Annotated in this window: 17 protein-coding genes and 1 pseudogene; all 18 read left to right on the plus strand. The window is 48.5% G+C overall.

Annotation, left to right across the window (positions count from 1 at the left end):
• Positions 1-176 precede the first annotated feature (176 nt).
• The 18 genes and pseudogenes from PG896_RS18060 (at position 177) to PG896_RS18145 (ending at position 18,252) form a co-directional block, all read left to right on the plus strand.
• On the plus strand, positions 177-1,142 hold the full coding sequence (locus PG896_RS18060; protein WP_270836027.1) for an EpsG family protein: 966 nt from the start codon (positions 177-179) through the stop codon (positions 1,140-1,142).
• Positions 1,108-1,848 (plus strand): glycosyltransferase family 25 protein, encoded by a 741-nt coding sequence (locus tag PG896_RS18065; RefSeq protein WP_270836028.1) that lies wholly within the window; start codon positions 1,108-1,110, stop codon positions 1,846-1,848. The genes PG896_RS18060 and PG896_RS18065 overlap by 35 nt, the downstream gene beginning before the upstream one ends.
• 42 nt (positions 1,849-1,890) lie before the next feature.
• Complete coding sequence (locus tag PG896_RS18070) at positions 1,891-2,949, plus strand: glycosyltransferase family 4 protein (protein WP_270836029.1); 1,059 nt, start codon at positions 1,891-1,893, stop codon at positions 2,947-2,949.
• Positions 2,949-4,082 carry a glycosyltransferase gene (locus PG896_RS18075; protein ID WP_270836030.1) on the plus strand — a complete coding sequence of 378 codons (1,134 nt, stop codon included), beginning with the start codon at positions 2,949-2,951 and terminating at the stop codon, positions 4,080-4,082. The genes PG896_RS18070 and PG896_RS18075 overlap by 1 nt, the downstream gene beginning before the upstream one ends.
• Complete coding sequence (locus tag PG896_RS18080; protein ID WP_270836031.1) at positions 4,075-5,532, plus strand: mannose-1-phosphate guanylyltransferase/mannose-6-phosphate isomerase; 1,458 nt, start codon at positions 4,075-4,077, stop codon at positions 5,530-5,532. Before PG896_RS18075 ends, PG896_RS18080 begins: the two co-directional genes overlap by 8 nt.
• On the plus strand, positions 5,532-6,959 hold the full coding sequence (locus PG896_RS18085; protein WP_333563604.1) for a phosphomannomutase: 1,428 nt from the start codon (positions 5,532-5,534) through the stop codon (positions 6,957-6,959). Before PG896_RS18080 ends, PG896_RS18085 begins: the two co-directional genes overlap by 1 nt.
• Before the next feature lie 58 nt (positions 6,960-7,017).
• Complete coding sequence (locus PG896_RS18090) at positions 7,018-8,289, plus strand: sugar transferase (protein WP_270836033.1); 1,272 nt, start codon at positions 7,018-7,020, stop codon at positions 8,287-8,289.
• A gap of 5 nt (positions 8,290-8,294) precedes the next feature.
• The gene (gene rfbD / locus PG896_RS18095; RefSeq protein ID WP_270836034.1) at positions 8,295-9,188 is read left to right on the plus strand and encodes a dTDP-4-dehydrorhamnose reductase; all 894 of its coding nucleotides are present in this window, start codon (positions 8,295-8,297) and stop codon (positions 9,186-9,188) included.
• 38 nt (positions 9,189-9,226) lie between these two features.
• The gene (gene rfbC / locus PG896_RS18100) at positions 9,227-9,793 is read left to right on the plus strand and encodes a dTDP-4-dehydrorhamnose 3,5-epimerase (RefSeq protein ID WP_270836035.1); all 567 of its coding nucleotides are present in this window, start codon (positions 9,227-9,229) and stop codon (positions 9,791-9,793) included.
• Between the two features lie 8 nt (positions 9,794-9,801).
• Entirely contained in the window at positions 9,802-10,041 is a 240-nt protein-coding gene (locus PG896_RS18105) for a Wzz/FepE/Etk N-terminal domain-containing protein (protein WP_333563603.1), read from the plus strand.
• A gap of 33 nt (positions 10,042-10,074) precedes the next feature.
• Positions 10,075-10,383: pseudogene (locus tag PG896_RS18110) on the plus strand (ISAs1 family transposase); the annotation flags it as partial.
• A 46-nt stretch (positions 10,384-10,429) separates the two neighbouring features.
• On the plus strand, positions 10,430-10,744 hold the full coding sequence (locus PG896_RS18115; protein WP_039026396.1) for a transposase: 315 nt from the start codon (positions 10,430-10,432) through the stop codon (positions 10,742-10,744).
• A 35-nt stretch (positions 10,745-10,779) separates the two neighbouring features.
• The gene (locus PG896_RS18120) at positions 10,780-11,562 is read left to right on the plus strand and encodes an IS3 family transposase (RefSeq protein WP_223936907.1); all 783 of its coding nucleotides are present in this window, start codon (positions 10,780-10,782) and stop codon (positions 11,560-11,562) included.
• A 296-nt stretch (positions 11,563-11,858) separates the two neighbouring features.
• Complete coding sequence (locus tag PG896_RS18125; RefSeq protein WP_270836036.1) at positions 11,859-12,974, plus strand: polysaccharide export protein; 1,116 nt, start codon at positions 11,859-11,861, stop codon at positions 12,972-12,974.
• Positions 12,975-13,037: 63 nt separating this feature from the next.
• Positions 13,038-13,466 carry an arsenate reductase/protein-tyrosine-phosphatase family protein gene (locus PG896_RS18130; protein WP_201872823.1) on the plus strand — a complete coding sequence of 143 codons (429 nt, stop codon included), beginning with the start codon at positions 13,038-13,040 and terminating at the stop codon, positions 13,464-13,466.
• Between the two features lie 55 nt (positions 13,467-13,521).
• Positions 13,522-15,699 carry a polysaccharide biosynthesis tyrosine autokinase gene (locus PG896_RS18135; protein WP_270836037.1) on the plus strand — a complete coding sequence of 726 codons (2,178 nt, stop codon included), beginning with the start codon at positions 13,522-13,524 and terminating at the stop codon, positions 15,697-15,699.
• A gap of 182 nt (positions 15,700-15,881) precedes the next feature.
• On the plus strand, positions 15,882-16,448 hold the full coding sequence (locus PG896_RS18140) for a YjbH domain-containing protein (RefSeq protein ID WP_270836038.1): 567 nt from the start codon (positions 15,882-15,884) through the stop codon (positions 16,446-16,448).
• Positions 16,449-16,533: 85 nt separating this feature from the next.
• On the plus strand, positions 16,534-18,252 hold the full coding sequence (locus PG896_RS18145; protein ID WP_244813014.1) for a PglL family O-oligosaccharyltransferase: 1,719 nt from the start codon (positions 16,534-16,536) through the stop codon (positions 18,250-18,252).
• Positions 18,253-18,438 lie beyond the last annotated feature (186 nt).

An 18,438-nucleotide genomic window follows, 5' to 3' on the forward strand; every position in this document is an offset into this window, starting at 1 on the left:
GGCAGAGAAAATCCAAGCAAAACAACACGTTAGACGGTATTATTAATTCGCTTGCCGCTTAAGGTTCTGTACATGATCAGGGACTTGTTCGCACCTTCCTTAGGTAGTGTGAATTAAATGCCGATATATGCATATTAAAATATATAGTTAGTCAATATGATAAAAGGAAGTGCGCAGTGTATAATAGTTTTTTTAGAGTTATTTTGCTATATGCTATATACATACCTGCCTGTGCATGGTATTCCTATAACCAAGCTTTGATTGGAGATGTGAAAAATTACTATGATGTATATCAACAGATAGGCTATGAGCCTTATCCTTTTGGTAGTGAAGTTTTTCTTCCATTACTTATGAGTCTGGCTAATTACTGTGGCCTTTCTTATTATGACTTTACTTTTTTCAGATTGTTGTTATGGGGCTGGGTTATTTTAAGTTGGTCTGATAATCTTAAGAAAAAGGGGGTGCTGGTTGTTTGTATATTTTTTGTGTCATTTTGTATTCCTCCATTTTTAAATTCAATGATTTTTTTGGCTAGGCAGTCATTGAGTTTATTTTTTTGTTTTCTCGCGATGCAGTTTCGTTCCAGAATAGTAAAGAGCATTTTTGTTATCTGCATGCTATTTTCTCATTTTGGTTCTGTGTTTTGGCTTTTAGCTATACTTGGGGTAGGGGTTGGCTTCGTAAATTCTAGAAAGTTCATATTTTCAATAATATGTATTCTGACGATAAATGTTTTTCTAAAAACAGATGCTGCATCACTTCTAATACACTTTTTAACCAGTGATATATTACCAATCCCATCAATTATCAAAGACATATATTCGGCTAAATTAGGTTTTTATCTCTATGATCAGGGTGAGATAAAAACTACTTTGTCCTTGTATTCTACGATGATAATATTTATTTCTCTTTTAATATTATATGTATCTATTGACAAAGTTAGAAGTGTATTTTGTGGTAAAGTAATTTACTTATACTTGTTGTCATCAATGCTCTTGGCTTTGTTTTATAGTAATGATGTACTGGCAAATCGTTTAGGTATGGCATCATATTTCATGGTTATACCATTTTTTGTTTTCTTTATATTTGACGCATTAAGGGTGAATTATGATAAAAATAGATATCCTATCTCGAATATCTGATGTTGACAGGCGGGAGTCAATAAGTGAACAACTTGCTATCTTAAACGACATTGTTTTTTTTAATTTTGTTGATGCAATCACTCCAGCATCGCTACCAGAAAACATAAAAAAATCAAGTTCGTTGTTAACTGGAGGGGAGAGATGTTGTGCCTTAGGGCATATCTTGATGTGTCTGAGGCTGCTTGACAGTAATGAGCCATACCGGATTTTTATGGAGGATGATGCATCAATTGACCTTGATAGGTTTAAAGATATTGAGTCTGCTTTACGTTTTTTTCATAATGATTTTGATGTCATAATATTAGGGTATTCAAAAGTAGATGAAGAATTAAAGAGCAAAATACAATTTTTTCGCCCTCTTTTTAAAGTGCTGAAATATAAAGGTTACAAGCTTGGTATACCTTATAAAAATTGGAAGTGTGGCACTGTAAGCTATTCTATTTCAAAAGAAGGGGCTAGGAAGTTAGTTGAAATTAATTCTGATTGTATTTATACATCTGACGACTGGTTTCAATTCTCCCAAAAAGGCTTAAAAATAGCACATTTAATGCCCATAGTTGTTACTGAGCAATATGTTAAATTCACCAGCAGTCTAGAAAGTGAGCGTAACACATTTAGACAAAGAGCAATGATACTTAGATACAGTGCTGGTGTTTTACGGCACATCCGTTGTTTTATTGCCTATCTAAAGTATAAAATATTTTGATGGTGATTTCTGTGGGAAATTTAAATTTTTGTGTGGCTAAGTATGACGAAAATAATCATAGATGCTAGGTGTATATTTGACTCAGGTATAGGTGTATATATAAGAGAGATGTTATTTTCGCTCTCAAAAAAAGACAATGTCATTGTTGAAGTGATTCTATTGGAGCAGCAATTACCTCGTTTTAATAATCTCTGTATAAGAGTGAATAAGGTGCATTGCGTGAACTTCTCGCGTTACTCATGGCGTAATTTATTTTTTATGAGAAATATAGTGACAAAGGATGTCATTTTTTTTATGCCAGCACTCGCGATTCCACCATTAAATATTAAGGCTAGATGCATATCTACGGTGCATGATGTTTGCCCAGTAAAAATGTGGAAGTACTTTGGTTCTATCACTGCTTTATCATATTGGTTGATATTATTATTTCAAATGATCATCTCAGATCGCGTCATCGCTATATCTAAGTTTACAATGAAAGAGATGGCTGCACTGTATCCGAAATATTTAATGAGAAAGGTTGCAGTAATATATAATGGAGTTTCTAGGCGGTTCGGCAAAAAAAAATCTTTGCACTGTAATAGTAATTATCATTCTAGACCATATCTCCTTTGTGTTGGAAATATTAAACCACACAAAAACATAATAAAATTTGTTGACTTTTTTTCCTCTGAAAGTACGTTGAGTCGCGATTACGATTTGGTTATCGTTGGGCAATCTGAAGGATTCAAGACAGGAGATAGTATAAATAAAGCCCTTCAATCTTCAGTTATATTTACTGGCTTTGTCTCTGATGAGAGACTCGCAGAAATTTATTCTAACGCGATAGCATTTGTCTATCCTAGTCTATATGAAGGTTTTGGTTTACCACTATTTGAGGCAATGCTATTTGAGTTGCCAATAATTGCTTCTAGAATTGACGTTTTTTATGAGTTAGCTGGTGATAGTATTCATTATTTTGATCCTTATAGCTTTGATGATTTTGATCGTAATCTAATCGAGCTATTAAAAGAAAAGCGTGATGAGTTGCAATATCATAAAATATTAAGCTTGTTTTCATGGGATGATAGCGTTGGTGCGTTTTTAAAAGAGATTAGATAATGAGAATTCTTCAGGTAAACAAATATTATTCCCCTGATGTTGGTGGTGTGGAAACTGTGTGCCAACAATATAGTGAGTTTCTTGCTAACGAACATAAAGTGACAGTTTTATGTGTGCACAAAAAATTTAAAATTAAAGGCAATATTGATTATATAAACAATGTTAGAGTCATTCGTTGTTCCTCATTGGGTACATTTTTATCAATGCCTATATCATTGACGTTTCCTTTCTATTTTATATTCTTTTATTTGAGATGTAATATAATATTTTTACATCTTCCCTTCCCCTTGGTTGATCTGTCATGGTTTTTTGTATCCTTCATTAAAAAGAAGGTGTTTTTGGTTTGGCATAGCGATATAGTAAAACAGGGTTTTGCAAAGAAGATATTATCACCATTACTAAATTTCAGTTTGAAAAAAGCGCATAAGATATTAGTGACATCTCCCCTTATGTTGCTTTACTCGAAAAGCTTAATGCATGTTAAAGATAAGTGTGTGGTATTGCCTCTATCAATCAATGCAAAGAAAATTCGTGATCTGGTTTCGGAAACTACTACCTGTAGGACTATACCGGAATTATCTAAATATGATATCATTGATGGGCTTTTTTTTGGTCGTCTTTGTTATTACAAAGGTGTCGATGTGCTAATCGATGCTCTTATTTCTCTGAAAAATGAGGGATTTAATCCAAGAGTTGTGATTGCCGGGAGAGGAGAGTATGAAGGATATGTCAAGAAGGCTTTGGATAAGAATGCATTAGATAATGTGGTCTTTATTAACAGGTTTCTAACTGAACAAGAGAAATATATATTAGTGAAGTGTTCTCGATGCTTCATCTTTCCATCGGTTGAAATCTCTGAAGCTTTTGGCATTACGCAGCTAGAGGCTATGGCTCTTGGTACTCCGGTTATCAATACAAATCTTAAATCTGGTGTTCCATGGGTTAGTCTCGATGGTGAAACTGGATTAACGGTTGAACCGAAGAACTTCGATGAACTGAAAAATGCTATACGTAATATTTTAGAGAATGAATCTTTACATGACGTGTATAGCAAAGCGGCTATTATGCGAGTTGATAACTATTTTGATGACTCAGTTGTATTTGATAGATTAGGTGGGATTATTTGTGAGTAATAATAGCATTTTACCAGTTATATTGGCTGGCGGCTCAGGTACTAGATTATGGCCTTTATCAAGAGCGCAATTTCCCAAGCAGTTCATATGCCTTAATGGTGATGGCACAATGCTGCAGGACACAATCTCTCGTTTAGAGAATTTACCGCATTTTCCTCCTATTGTTATATGCAATGAGGATCATCGTTTTCATGTTGCAGAACAACTCCGTCAACTCAATATTCTTTCTGGAAATATAATTCTCGAACCTGTTGGACGTAATACAGCACCTGCTATTGCATTAGCTGCAATTCAGAGTCTAAAGGAGTGTGATGAAAAAGTTGATCCTATTTTGTTGGTCTTGGCTGCAGATCATTCAATAAAAGATCATCAGGCATTTATCACATCCATTAATCATGCCATACCGTTTGCTAATGCCGGTAAATTGGTAACATTTGGTATTGTTCCAGATGCTCCTGAGACAGGTTATGGTTATATCCACCGAGGTTGCCTGATAAGTAATTCAGAGATTATTGAGCCTGCTTACTCAGTAAATAAGTTTGTAGAAAAGCCAAATTTGGAGACTGCCAAGTCTTATTTAGATAGTGGTGAGTACTATTGGAATAGTGGTATGTTTATGTTTAAGGCTCGTCGTTATTTATCTGAATTAAAGGCATCACGCCAAGATATTTATGACGCTTGTATTGCATCAATGAATGATATAAAAAGTGATCTGGACTTTGTTCGTGTAAATGCTGCTGAATTTGCTAAATGCCCTAGTGATTCAATCGATTATGCTATTATGGAGAAAACTACTGATGCTGTTGTCATTCCAATGGATGCGGGTTGGAATGATGTAGGTTCATGGTCGTCATTATGGGATATTTCTGATAAAGATATGCATGGTAATGTTTGCCAAGGTGATGTAATAACTAAGCAAAGTGCGAATAATTATATCTCTGCGGAATCAGCCCTGATCTCTACTATTGGTATAGAAGACCTTGTAATTATCCAGACTAAAGATGCCATCCTCGTTTCTCATAGGGATAAGGTGCAGGATGTCAAACTTATTGTCGAAGAGTTGAAGCATCGTGAGCGCATAGAATATCAAACTCACAGAAAAGTGTATCGACCATGGGGGCAATGCGACTCTATCGATGATGGTAATGGATATCAGGTCAAAAAAATCTTGATAAGACCTGGTGAGCGTCTATCAACGCAAATGCATCACCACAGAGCAGAGCACTGGATCGTGGTTTCAGGTACTGCGAAGGTGACGAATGCTGAACGTGAGTTTCTGATCACCGAAAACGAATCCACATTTATTCCAATAGGTGCAATACACTCCCTTGAAAACCCGGGCAAGGTTGACCTGGAGTTGATCGAAATCCGCTCCGGAAAATATCTCGATGAGGATGATATCATTCGTTTTAGTGATAAATATGGCCGAGTTGATGGGGGTGAAAAATGATGAAAAAAGATTATCTTGTGAGCCGTGACGTGATCAAGCATAGTGGTATTGAATTTGGTACCAGTGGTGCACGAGGTCTTGTGACCGATTTTACAGTACCTGTGTGTTTTGCATTTACCAGTGCCTTCGTTGCCGTGATGAGAGCTTCTTATTGCTTCAATCAGGTTGCGCTTGCCATCGATAACAGACCAAGCAGTTATGATATGGCAATGGCCTGTGCAACGGCCATCGAGGCAATGGGATTGGAGCCTGTCTATTATGGCGTTATCCCGACACCAGCGTTGGCTTACAAAGCAATGAATGATGGTATTCCCTGCATCATGGTGACCGGCAGCCATATTCCATTTGATCGCAACGGGCTTAAATTTTATCGTCCCGATGGCGAGATAACCAAGGGTGACGAACTTGCGATTATCTCGGCAGAAGAAGCCTTTTGCGTTGCAGACAATCTGGTGAGCCTGGGTGCAAAAAATGATGCAGCCGAAGCTTACATCACGCGCTATACATCGCTGTTCCAGCATGCACCGCTCACTGGTATGCGCCTTGGTATCTATGAGCACTCGAGTGCGGGCCGTGACCTCTATGCTGTGCTCTTTGCCACATTGGGGGCCGAGGTCATTTCTCTTGAGCGAACCGAGACTTTTGTTCCCATCGATACAGAAGCCGTTTCCGAGGCTGATCAAGAGAAGGCAAGACAATGGTCCCATGAATATAATCTCGATGCGATTTTCTCGACAGATGGTGATGGTGACAGGCCTTTGGTGGCTGACGAGTCAGGCAACTGGTTGAGAGGTGACATATTGGGACTGCTCTGTGCAGCCAATCTGGGTATTGAAGCAGTTGCTATTCCTGTCAGTTGCAATACTGCCGTCAGTGCATCCGGAAAATTCGCCAATGTGACCCATACCAAAATCGGCTCACCCTATGTTCTGGAAGTATTTCCGATATTGAATGCTCAATATGGATCCGTGGCTGGTTTTGAGGCCAATGGTGGATTCTTGCTTGGTAGTGAAGTGACGTTCAATGGGCAAACCTTGGCTCCTTTGCCAACGCGGGATGCTGTATTACCGGCTTTGATATTGTTTGTAAGCTCACGCACTTCCAGAATATCAGCATTGGTTGAGGCGCTGCCCAACAGATTTACCTGTTCCGACCGGCTCAAAGACTTTCCCAGAGAGGAAAGCAGAGAAATAATCGAGCTGGGACAAACTGATATTGCCAGACTGATGCTGAAATTGCATTTTGATGAGTTTGAAATAATGTCGGTTGATCAAACAGATGGCTTGAGAATTTTATTTGTCGGAGGAGACGTATTGCATCTTCGACCTTCAGGCAATGCACCAGAGCTCCGCTGTTATGCCGAGTCAGATAGTGTGGAAGGAGCGAGGTCCATTGTGAATCAGTGCCTTGGTTATTTGAGAAAATAGATTTAAAATCGCTTTTGGAAAGCAATGTGCACAAACTTTAAGCTCATGGGGTAATACATTGAGTTATCAACGCCGTCACTCACGCTGGTATGAGCGTGTATTGTTCAGTCCTCCTTCCCTGTTTTTCTTGGGAGCCTTGCTTGCAGTCTGCCTGCCAGCCATAGAGCGCTGGGGTTGGGGATTTTGGATCTATCTTGATGCGGTAAGGATTAATACTCTGAGTGGAGCCTTTACCGCTTTCCTGCTGACTGGAATAGTGTTGCATCGCTTCCTGCGCTATCCGGGCGCGAGTCCCGTAGCCTATATGATCCCCACGGTGACCGCCCTTTATGGTACCCTGGTCGGTATTCTCTTCTTCCTGCGCCTGCCTTACAGCCGTCAGGTGTTGTTCGAATCGTATGTGGTGGCCCTGCTCTGCTGCTGGCTGGTCTACTTTATCGGTCGCCGCTACCGAACTCCCAAGTATGCCTTGTTGCCCTTTGGTGACTACCAGGCCTTGACCAGGCACTCCAGCGTGCAGTGGCGTTTGCTGGACAAACCGGATCTGGGGGCCGTACGTTTTGATGCGGTAGTTGCCGATCTGCGGGATGACAGATTGGCTGGAGAGTGGGAACGTTTCTTGGCTCGCTGCGCTTTGGCGCATATTCCCGTCTACCACATCAAGCAGATTAGTGAGGCACTTACCGGTAGAGTGAAGATCGATCATCTGCATGAAAACCAGCTTGGTTCCTTGCTGCCATCTCCCATATATACGCTTATCAAACGAGGGATGGATATTCTGGCTGCATTGATTGCCATCCCGCTGGTTTCTCCCATTATGCTGACCACCGCCATCCTGATTAAGCTGGAAAGTCCAGGGCCGGTGATGTTTTTGCAGAACAGGGTTGGCAAAGGTAATAAGGATTTTTGTATCTATAAGTTCCGCAGCATGTGCAAGGATTCGGAAAAGGCGGGGGCACAGTTTGCTCAAGCGGGGGATATGCGTGTAACCCGGGTGGGCAAGGTGATCCGCAAGTTGCGTATCGATGAACTGCCGCAGTTCTTCAACGTACTCAAAGGGGATATGAGTCTGATTGGACCAAGACCAGAACAACGTACCTTTGTCGATCAATTTGAGCGGGAGATCCCTTTCTATATGTATCGCCACATAGTGCGGCCGGGAATTAGCGGTTGGGCGCAAGTGGTACATGGATATGCAGCCGACGCCGACGACACCCGCATCAAGATCGAGCACGATTTTTACTACATCAAGCACTTCTCCCTCTGGCTTGACGTGCTTATCGTGTTTAAGACCATCCGTACCATCCTGACTGGTTTTGGTGCGCGGTAAGCAGAGTGCGGATCTTGCTATTGGGGGCTCGTGGCCAGTTGGGACGGGCCCTTTCCACTGAGTTGTCATCCGAGAACTTGGGCTGGCAACTGATTGCGCCAGATAGAGATGAGTGCAGCCTTGTCGATCGCTGCACATTAATGGCGTTTATTTGCTTGGTTAAGCCTGATGTGATTATCAATGCCGCCGCCTATACCCAAGTCGATCAGGCGGAGAGCGAGCCTGAGTTGGCCTATAAGATCAACGCGCAAGCTGTGGCAACATTAGCCGATGCAGCAAGGCGGGTTGGTGCCCTGCTGGTGCACTTTTCTACCGACTATGTCTTCGATGGCGGTGGCGACAGGCCTTGGCGAGAAGAAGACAGGCCGGCTCCTCTTAATGTCTATGGATTGAGCAAGTGGCAAGGGGAGCAGGCCATTCAGGCCAGCGGTTGCCGTCATCTGATCCTGCGTACCAGCTGGCTGCACAGCCCCTATCGGCACAATTTTGTGAAAACCATGCTGCGCTTGGGGCAGGAGCAGGCTTCTCTCTCCGTGGTCTGCGATCAGATAGGGGCGCCCACTTCGGCTGCCATGCTGGCCAGGGTGACCCTGAGGGCAATTGAGCAAACGTTGGTCAATCCGACGTTATGCGGGCTCTATCATGTGACGGCGATGGGGGAGACCAGCTGGTACGACTATGCCCGCTTTATCTTTGCCGAGGCCAGAAAATGGGGGAGAGAGCTAAAGATAAGCGAACTCAATGCCGTGCCGACTCACGCCTATCCCACCGCAGCCAGGCGACCACTCAACTCCCGCCTCGATATGGCCAAGTTTCGTGACGCTTTCGGTCTCAGTCTGCCTCACTGGTGTGAGGGGGTTGAAGAGACGCTGCAACGGCTTCTGGGCGTAGCAGAGTGAAGCGGGAGATAGATAATTCAATACACAGAGTCAGTGCGATGGAATTTATTTCTCTGGCTATTCCCGATGTGGTGTTAATCAAGCATCGGCAGTATGCCGACGAGCGTGGCAGTTTTATGGAGCTGTTTCGCCAGCAGGAGTTTGCCGCTTATTTCAGTGGTCACGGTGTTGACGGCTGCAACGATATTTGTTTCGTGCAGGACAATCTGAGCCGCTCCCGCCAAGGGACGCTGCGCGGTCTGCATTATCAGGTCGAACGACCACAGGGTAAGCTGGTGCAGGTTATCTCTGGTACCATCTTCGATGTGGCGGTCGATTTGCGCCGGGGCAGCAGTAGCTATGGTCAGTGGGTGGGGCAATACCTTGACGCAGACGAACCCCTGTCGCTCTGGATCCCCCCCGGCTTTGCCCACGGCTTCTATGTGCTAAGCGAGATGGCAACGGTGCTCTACAAGTGCACCGACTATTACTGTCCTGAATTTGAGCGAACGCTCAACTGGGCTGATCCCACGCTGGCCATTACCTGGCCGCTTATGGAAAATACCCCCCTGATTTTGTCTGACAAAGATCGTCAGGCCCCTTTCTGGCGATCACCTCATCTTTAGAGCCCATTATGAACAAACAGGTATTCGAGAATTCAGACAGCCAACTGCCTCAGGGTTGGCAAGCCTCTTCCGGTGACGAGATCGATCTGCGTGAGCTGATCCAGGTCCTGTGGCGTGGGAAGGTGCTAATTCTGCTGATTACGGTGTTATTCGCCGCTGTGGGTGTAGGTTATGCGTTAACAGCTCCCCAACAGTCAGGGCGGGATCGCACTTTGTTAATGAAATTTGAACAGGCAGATCGTCTGTGATCTAATCGCGTCTCCATGCAGGAGGCACGCGCTATGACGTTGATTGAACACCTTACCCTTGTCGAAGAAACTCGCTCTGAGATCAATCGTAAACATAACCTGGTTGATGTCATGTTCCTTGTCATCAGTGCCATCATGAGTGGTGCCGAGGGCTGGAATGACATCGAAACCTATGGCGATTCAAAGATCGATTGGCTGCGTCAGCATCGCCCCTTTGCCAACGGCATCCCGCGGCGTCACACGGTTGCCCGCATTCTGCGCTGCATTGTCATCGATACCTTGCTTGAAGCGTTGCTGTGCTGGGTCAATGAACAGCGCACTCATCAGGGCAAACCTGTAATGACCCACTGAAATCCTGCTCAGGTCATAATGAGTGGAGATCACAGACATGAGCATCACGATGGACGAAGAAATCAAACGTTGGACGGCCAAGCGCAAGTCCGCCTTGGTCATGGAAATCATTCAGGGCAAGACCACCGTCGCTGAAGCGGCTCGAGCCTTTGATTTGCCGCCCTCCGAGATTGAAGAATGGGTAGATGACGCCAAACGGGGCATGGAAAACGCCTTACGGGCCAAGCCACTGGATATTCGCGAGCAGTACGAGAAGCAGCTCAAGGAACTCCAGGAAGCTTATGGCGAGGCCATGCTGGAGTTACGCGCCAGAAAAAAGCTGGCCTCCCTGCTGGGCGAGGACGACAGATAGTCGCCGATGTTCAGCAGGGATTACGCGCAGAAGGTATTGATGTCTCCGTCAGCAAGCTCTGCCGCTGGTTTGGCCTGCCGCGTCGTAGTTGGTACTACCGCAGCGTCAAGGCCGCGCCCAAGCTTCAGGAGCATCTGGTCACCCCGATCAAAAACATGATTGAGGAGAACCCATCGTTCGGTTACCGGACGGTTGCAGCCCTGTTGGGGTTCAACAAGAACACGGTACAGCGCATCTTCCAGCTCAAGGGCTGGCAAGTTCGCAAGCGTCCGGTTGGGTTTCGCCCCCGGATCCAGGCCCTGCCTTCGGTGGCCTCAGCGCCCAACCAACGCTGGGCGACGGACCTATGCCGGATCTGGGCTGGTCGCGATGGCTGGTGTTCCTTGGCGCTGGTGATTGATTGCCATACCCGTGAACTACTGGGATGGCATCTCTCGCGCAGTGGTAAATCGAAAACGGCCGAGGCAGCGCTGGAGCAAGCCTTAATTGCTCGCTTCGGCAGCTTGGGACGAGTTGCATCGCCGTTTTTGTTACGTAGCGACAATGGGTTGGTGTTTACCAGCCGCAACTACACAGCACTGGTGAAGAGCTATGGGTTGCAGCAGGAGTTCATCACGCCGTACACGCCGGAACAAAACGGCATGGTCGAGCGGGTGATCAGAACGCTCAAGGAGCAGTGTGCCCATCGGCAGAGGTTCGAGACCTTGCAGCATGCCAGTCGGGTGATTGGCGACTGGATCCAGTTTTACAACCAGAAGCGTCCTCACCAGGCGCTAAAGATGAAAACACCGGCGCAGGCCTATGCCGAAGCCGCTTAGTTGTGCAGGAACGGCTGGGTCATTACAGCATTTACGGGAGAAAAAATCGGCTCAAACATGAAGAAATGAAATGACTGAGTCAGCCGAGAAGAATTTCCCCGCTTATTCGCCCCCTCCCTAACTTATCATGCGATTTTTGCTATTTAAATCAGTCACTTATAGTGAAATTTTAATTGCCCTAGACGACTGAGTCGATCTTAAAAATAAATACTCTTCATTATTTTCCCTGATCTCCGCTATTATACGGTGATTTTTCCAGTAAGTTCTTGAAAGCAAGCTTAAAATAAGGTGTGGAAGTGAAAAGGATTCAGCTCATCCCTCTGTTGTCGGCTATGGCTCTGCTCAGTGCATGCACTGTGGTGCCGGGTACCAATCTTTCAACCAGCGGCAAGACCGAGGTCATCACCGGAACGATTGATGTTGATCAACTGGCCGATGTCTACCCGGTGACGCCAGCACTGGTCAGCGAGTTGCGCAAGGCGCCTGTGGTGGGCAAGGCCAACCCTGAGCTCAATCGCCAGATCAGCAGTTATGAGTACCGTATCGGGGTTGGCGACATCCTCAATGTGACGGTGTGGGATCACCCGCAGTTGACCATTCCTGCCGGCTCCTACCGCAGCGCGAGCGAGGCGGGTAACTGGGTACATGCGGATGGCTCCATCTTCTACCCCTATATCGGCAAGGTCGCCGTGGTGGGAAAAACGGTATCTGAAATCCGTGTGGATATTGCCAAGCGGTTGGCTCAGTTTATTGAAAGCCCACAGGTCGATGTCAGCATTGCCGCTTTCCGCTCCCAGAAGGTCTACATCTCCGGCGAAGTAGCCAAACCTGGCGCGCAGCCCATCACCAATGTGCCGATGACGCTGCTCGATGCCTTCAATCTGGCCGGGGGCTTGAGCCCGACGGCAGATTGGCATCATGTGGTCCTGACTCGCCAAGGCAAGGAATACCCGCTGTCGCTGCAGGATCTCTTGCAGTATGGCGACCTCTCTCACAATCAGTTGATGCGCGATGGCGACATGCTCTATGTGCCGCGCAATGATGCCCAGAAAGTGTTTGTCATGGGGGAAGTCAACAAGGCTTCAACCTTGACCATTGGTCGTGAGGGAATGAGCCTGACGGAAGCCCTGAGCAGTGCCGAGGGCTTGAACCAGAATGCTGCCAATGCCACAGGTATTTTCGTATTACGCCCGGCAGGCAAGTCACAGCAGAAAGCCGCCATCTATCAACTTGATTTGAGTGACGCCACTGCACTGGTGATGGGGACGGAGTTTGCGTTGCAACCCTATGACGTTGTGTATGTGACTACCGCACCTGTGACGCGCTGGAACCGCGTGTTGAGTCAACTGGTTCCCTCCATCACTGGCTTTAACGAGTTGACGGAAGGCATGTTGCGGGTTCGCAACTGGTAACGCTCAATGGATATTGACTCGGGGCCGTTGGCATCGGGTTGAAGATGAAAGAGTGACAGTAATATGTTTGAGAAAATTCTCGTCGTGTGTGTGGGCAATATATGTCGTTCCCCGACGGGTGAGCGTCTGCTGCGGGAGCGTTTGCCCGGCCGTGATATCCGTTCTGCCGGAGTGAGTGCACTGGTCGACAAGCCTGCTGATCAGGTCGCTAACGACGTAGCCCTGCAACATGGGGTTTCTCTGGAGGGGCATGTTGCGCGTCAGCTTAACCGCGCGTTGTGCCAGGAGGCCGATCTCATCCTTGTCATGGAGAGAGGGCATATTTCCGCCGTGACCGCCATTGATCCTGGCGCCCGCGGCAAGACCATGCTCTTTGGCCATTGGCTGGGGGAGTGCGAGGTGCCAGATCCCTATCGCCTCAGCCGGGAAGCCTACGAGCACGTTTACCAACTGTTGGTGCGTGGGGCCGATGCCTGGGTAAAAAAACTGTAACCACAGCCTGTGCCTGTGTTCGGGTTTATCTGACAATAAAAATGGACTCTGTGTAATGACGACTTCTTCTGTTTCGTCCCGGCAAAACAATGCCGCGGTGGAGAACGATGAGATCGATCTGGGACGCCTGCTGGGCTACCTGATCGATGGCCGTTGGTGGATTGTGAGTATCACCTGCTTCTTTATGATGATGGGTGTTGCTTACGCCTTGCTGGTGACACCAGTCTTCAAGGCCAATGCCCTGCTGCAAGTGGAAAAAAAGGCCAGCGGCACAGCTCTTCTCGGTGACATGGCCGATGTGCTGGGTGGCGAACAGGCTGATGCCGCCGCCGAGATAGAACTCTTGACCTCGCGCATGGTGCTTGGCCGGACAGTGCAAGAGCTCCATCTTGATACCGTGGTGACCCCCGATTTCTTCCCGCTGGTTGGCCGTGGTGTGTCTCGCCTGATGGGCCAGCCCTATCCCAAGATGGCGATTAGTCGTTTCGAGGTGGCGCCCGAGCTGATTGGTACTCCCTTCACCTTGACCTTGACCGGAGAAAACCGTTTTACCTTGGAGGTGAAAGGCCGGCTGCTGGAAGGTCAGGTGGGTAAATTGCTTCAGAACGAAGATGTAACACTGCTCTTGTCTGATGTGGCCGCTTATGAGGGGCAAGTTTTCACGTTGGCCAAAAAGCCTGTACTTGATGTGATTGCCGAATTACAAAGTGGTCTCCAAGTTAGCGAGAAGGGCAAGAATACCGGGATCATCTCCCTGGCGCTGGAAGGGGAAGACAAGGGGCGCATTCGTGCTGTGCTCGATAACATCAGCCAGAACTATCTCCAGCAGAACGTGCTGCGCAAGACCGAAGAAGCCCAGAAGAGCCTGGATTTCCTGCAGACCCATCTGCCCCAGGTCAAAGATGACTTGAACCGTTCGGAAGATCTGCTCAATGCGTATCGTCAACAGAACGAGTCGGTTGATCTGTCGCTCGAAGCGAAAGCGGCACTGGACACCATGGTCGGGATTGAGAAACAGCTCAATGAGTTGACCTTCCGTGAAGCCGAGCTGCAACAGCTCTATACCCGTCAGCATCCGGCCTATATCGCCTTGATGGAGAAGCGCCAGACTCTGATCAACACCAAGAACAACATCAACAAGTCGATCAAGCGCTTGCCGAAAACCCAGCAGGACATCTTGCGATTGACCCGTGATGTGCAAGTGGGACAGGAGATCTTCGTCCAGCTGCTCAACAAGCAGCAAGAGCTCAATATCATGAAGGCGGGGACCATCGGCAATGTGCGTATCATCGATGATGCGGCAGTCGAAACCCGTGCTGTGAAGCCGAAGAAGCCGCTGATCGTGGTGCTGGCGACGCTGCTTGGAGGCATGTTGTCAGTGGGCCTTATCTTGGTGCGCGCTGCATTCCACCGGGGTGTCGAGAGACCCGAACAGTTGGAAGAGATGGGGCTGTCCGTCTACGCCACTATTCCCTATTCCGAAGATCAGGCCAAGATAGAGCAGCAACAGAAGAAAAAGCGGCGCCAGGCGATGCCACTCAATGAAGCCTTGCTGGCCGCCCGTAATCCGGCCGACCTGGCGATAGAGTCGCTGCGCAGTCTGCGTACCAGCCTGCATTTCGCCATGATGGAGGCCAAAAACAACATCGTCATGATCTCGGGTCCTGGCCCTGATCTCGGTAAAACCTTCGTATCGACCAACTTTGCTGCCACCTTGGCCATGGGGGGCAAGAAGGTACTGGTCATCGATGCGGACTTGCGCAAGGGCTATATGCAAAAAGTCATGGGGCAAGAGATGGGGGCTGGCTTGAGCGCCTATCTGGCGGGTCAAAGCGAGATGATGCAGGTGATCAGCAAGACTGGCTTTGACGGGCTCGATTTTGTTTGTCGTGGCGCAGTGCCACCTAACCCCTCAGAATTGCTGATGCATCCTCGCTTCAAAGCGCTGCTGGATTGGGCCGCCGAACATTACGACTTTGTCATCGTCGACTCCCCGCCGATCCTGGCGGTCACCGATGCGGCCATCGTCGGCCAGCATGTCGGGGCGTCTTTGTTGGTGGCTCGTTTTGCCATGACGGCTGTGAAAGAGGTGGAAGTGGCGATTCGTCGCTTCGAGCAAAATGGTGTAGTGATCAAGGGTATTCTGCTCAACGCGGTAGAAAAGAAAGCCAGCAGTTATTACGGTAATTACGGATATTATCAATATAGTTATGGTGATAAAACCAAAGCCTGATCCGGCTGCAGATGATAGATAAGGGATTAGTAATATTCAGGGAGGCAAAATTGAAGGTTCAATTGATGCCTCCTTTGAGTAATACTAGGGAAGGTGCGAATAAGTCATATGGCACGAGAGCATTTACTGGTAACCCATTGATATTAAATGACTAAAATTTTCATTTTTTGTTCGTGGGATACTTGTTCGCACTTTCCTTAACACATATGGAGCAATTTGGTCAGGAGTGGTACGGCCAGGCATACGGCGGCTATCTGGAAATGATGTACGCCGGTGTCGGGGGAGAGGTGCTTTATCGTCCTTTCGGTCAGTCATGGGCTCTGGGTCTGGATACCAACTGGGTCAAGCAGCGTGATTGGAACAACACCCTGAAGATGGCTGATTACGACGTTGCTACGGGTCACTTGACTGGCTATTGGCAGTTGCCTTTCATGGACAATGTCACTGCCAAGGTAGCTGTCGGGCGTTATCTGGCTGGTGACCTGGGGGCCACGTTTGATTTCTCCAAGCGCTTTGATTCCGGGATTGTGATGGGAGCATACGCAACCTTGACGGATGTTTCGGCTGAAGAGTATGGGGAAGGCAGTTTCACAAAAGGCATTTACATCACGATTCCCTTTGATCTCATGTTGATTCGTCCCACCACATCCAAGGGAACTATTGGATGGGTTCCTTTGACGAGGGATGGAGGGCAAATGCTCAGCCGTAGTCATACCTTGTATGACATGACAGAACGCCTGCCGTTGTAAATCCCTTCTCGGTATTGATTCGTTAGTCTGATGAGCCGTGATAGTGTTTTCACTGTCACGGCTTTTTTATGCATATGAGGCATAAATGGGAAGAGATTGCAGTTTGGTTCATAAGGTTTTTTGGGGAACGTCGGTCTTGTACTGGCTGCTGGGCATGCACTTTTTCATGCACAACCCGGGCGGGGCCGGTCTCTATCTGCCCTTCAACGCCTGGGGCTGGATCTTCGCCAGTCTGGTCATGGCCCTGGGGCTGTGGCAGGTCACTCTCAGCCAACGGCTGAGGGTCTCGCCACTGCTGACGGTCCTGTGGCTAGGCGGCTTGCTGATGTTACTGCCCATGGCCTATCCGGGCTTCGAGCTCAGGGACTATGCCATCCCCCGCCTGTTGGGGCTGTTTGCCGGTCTGCTGTTTCTTGCCTGCCTTTACCAGTGGCAACTAGAGCGTCAGATACGGGATCGGTTGCTTTATCTGCTGCTGGGGGCGGTGGCCATCGAGGCGCTGCTCGGCCTGGTGCAGTACTACCTGTTGGTGCCGGGCAACTGGATAGGCTACGACACCCGGGCCAATCGTCCCTATGGCATCTTTCAGCAAGCCAATGTGATGGCGAGCTTTATGGCGACCGGTTTTTCATTGGCGATATGGCTTCAGATGCGAGGGCACGCCAATCCCTGGCTCAAGGGACTGCGTCATGGCGTGATCCTGACAACATCCTTGCTGCTGGTGGTACTGCAGTCCCGGATGGGTCAGCTGGGCGGCGCCTTGGCCCTGATCCTGTTGCTGCCGCAGTTGCATCGCGAGCGGCAACTGGGCCGGGTGCTGGGGCTGGTTGCGCTGGGCATAACGCTTGGGCTGGCATCCCAGTTCTGGATGGCGGGGGTCAGGCGGGGGCTGGAGATGTATCAGTCCGGCGGTATGAGATCCATCTACTGGCCCTATGCCGCCAAGCTGATCGCCGAAGCGCCCTGGACCGGCTGGGGCTATGGCAGTTTCGAGTCCGTATTCCTCCAGCACTACATGGCCGACAAGGCCCTCAATCCCGCCATGGTGCAGATCGAGTACAACCTGGATCACCCTCACAACGAATTCCTCTACTGGGCGGTGGAGGGCGGCCTGGCCCCCATGCTCGGCATGGCGCTGATGGGGGGGGGCTTGCTGTGGCGACTGGGTCGGGCCGGTTGGGTCAAGGGGTCGGCGCTATTGGCGTTGGTGATCCCCATACTGCTGCACACCCAGACCGAATATCCCTTCTACCACGCCATTGCCCTGTGGTGGGCGCTGCTGCTGCTCATTCATGTGCTGGATGCGGAGGTGGAGGAGCAGGCCCATGCCAACTGGCGGGAGTATGTCTGTCATCCCTGGCTGCTGCTGCGCTTCGCGGCCATAGCCATCCCCCTCATCGTCGTGCCCTTTATGCTGACGGCCCTGCATACCGCCTGGGTGGTGACCAAGTATGAACGGGGAGGGTACAAGCAGCCGGCGCTGTTGCTCGACATCGTCAATCCCCTGGCCTGGTTGACCCGGGTGGAGTTTGACGTCAACGCGGTGCGCCTGATGGTGGGTTTGCAGGCCAACAACAAGGCGGAGCTGGAAGCCTACCTCGACTGGGGGCAGGCCTTCGTGCGCCATACCCCCAGGGCCAACATCTACGCCAACATGGTGATCGCCCTCAATGCGTTGGGGCGGGCCGAAGAGGCCGACCGTCTGCGGGCCGATGCGTTGGTGCTCTATCCTGGTGAGCCCTTGCTCACCGGCTCGGCGGCCAAGTCGGTCGCTGCGACCCTGGAGCCCAAACCCTCCTCATGAGCGGGCCGGGCACCACTGTTCCTGACTCCATCACGGCCGCCTCGCGGCCGTGATCATTTCCATCCCAGGCAAGCTCACAGTCAGGATTGGCGCCGTCATTCCGCACCTGATTTTGCTATTTTCAGTGCTTGACGGCGATCGGCCGTTCTGATCTATTACTCTCTTTTGCAGGTAGATCATCATGGC

The sequence above is a fragment of the Aeromonas sp. QDB30 genome, from assembly GCF_027707645.1.
GTDB lineage: Bacteria > Pseudomonadota > Gammaproteobacteria > Enterobacterales > Aeromonadaceae > Aeromonas > Aeromonas caviae.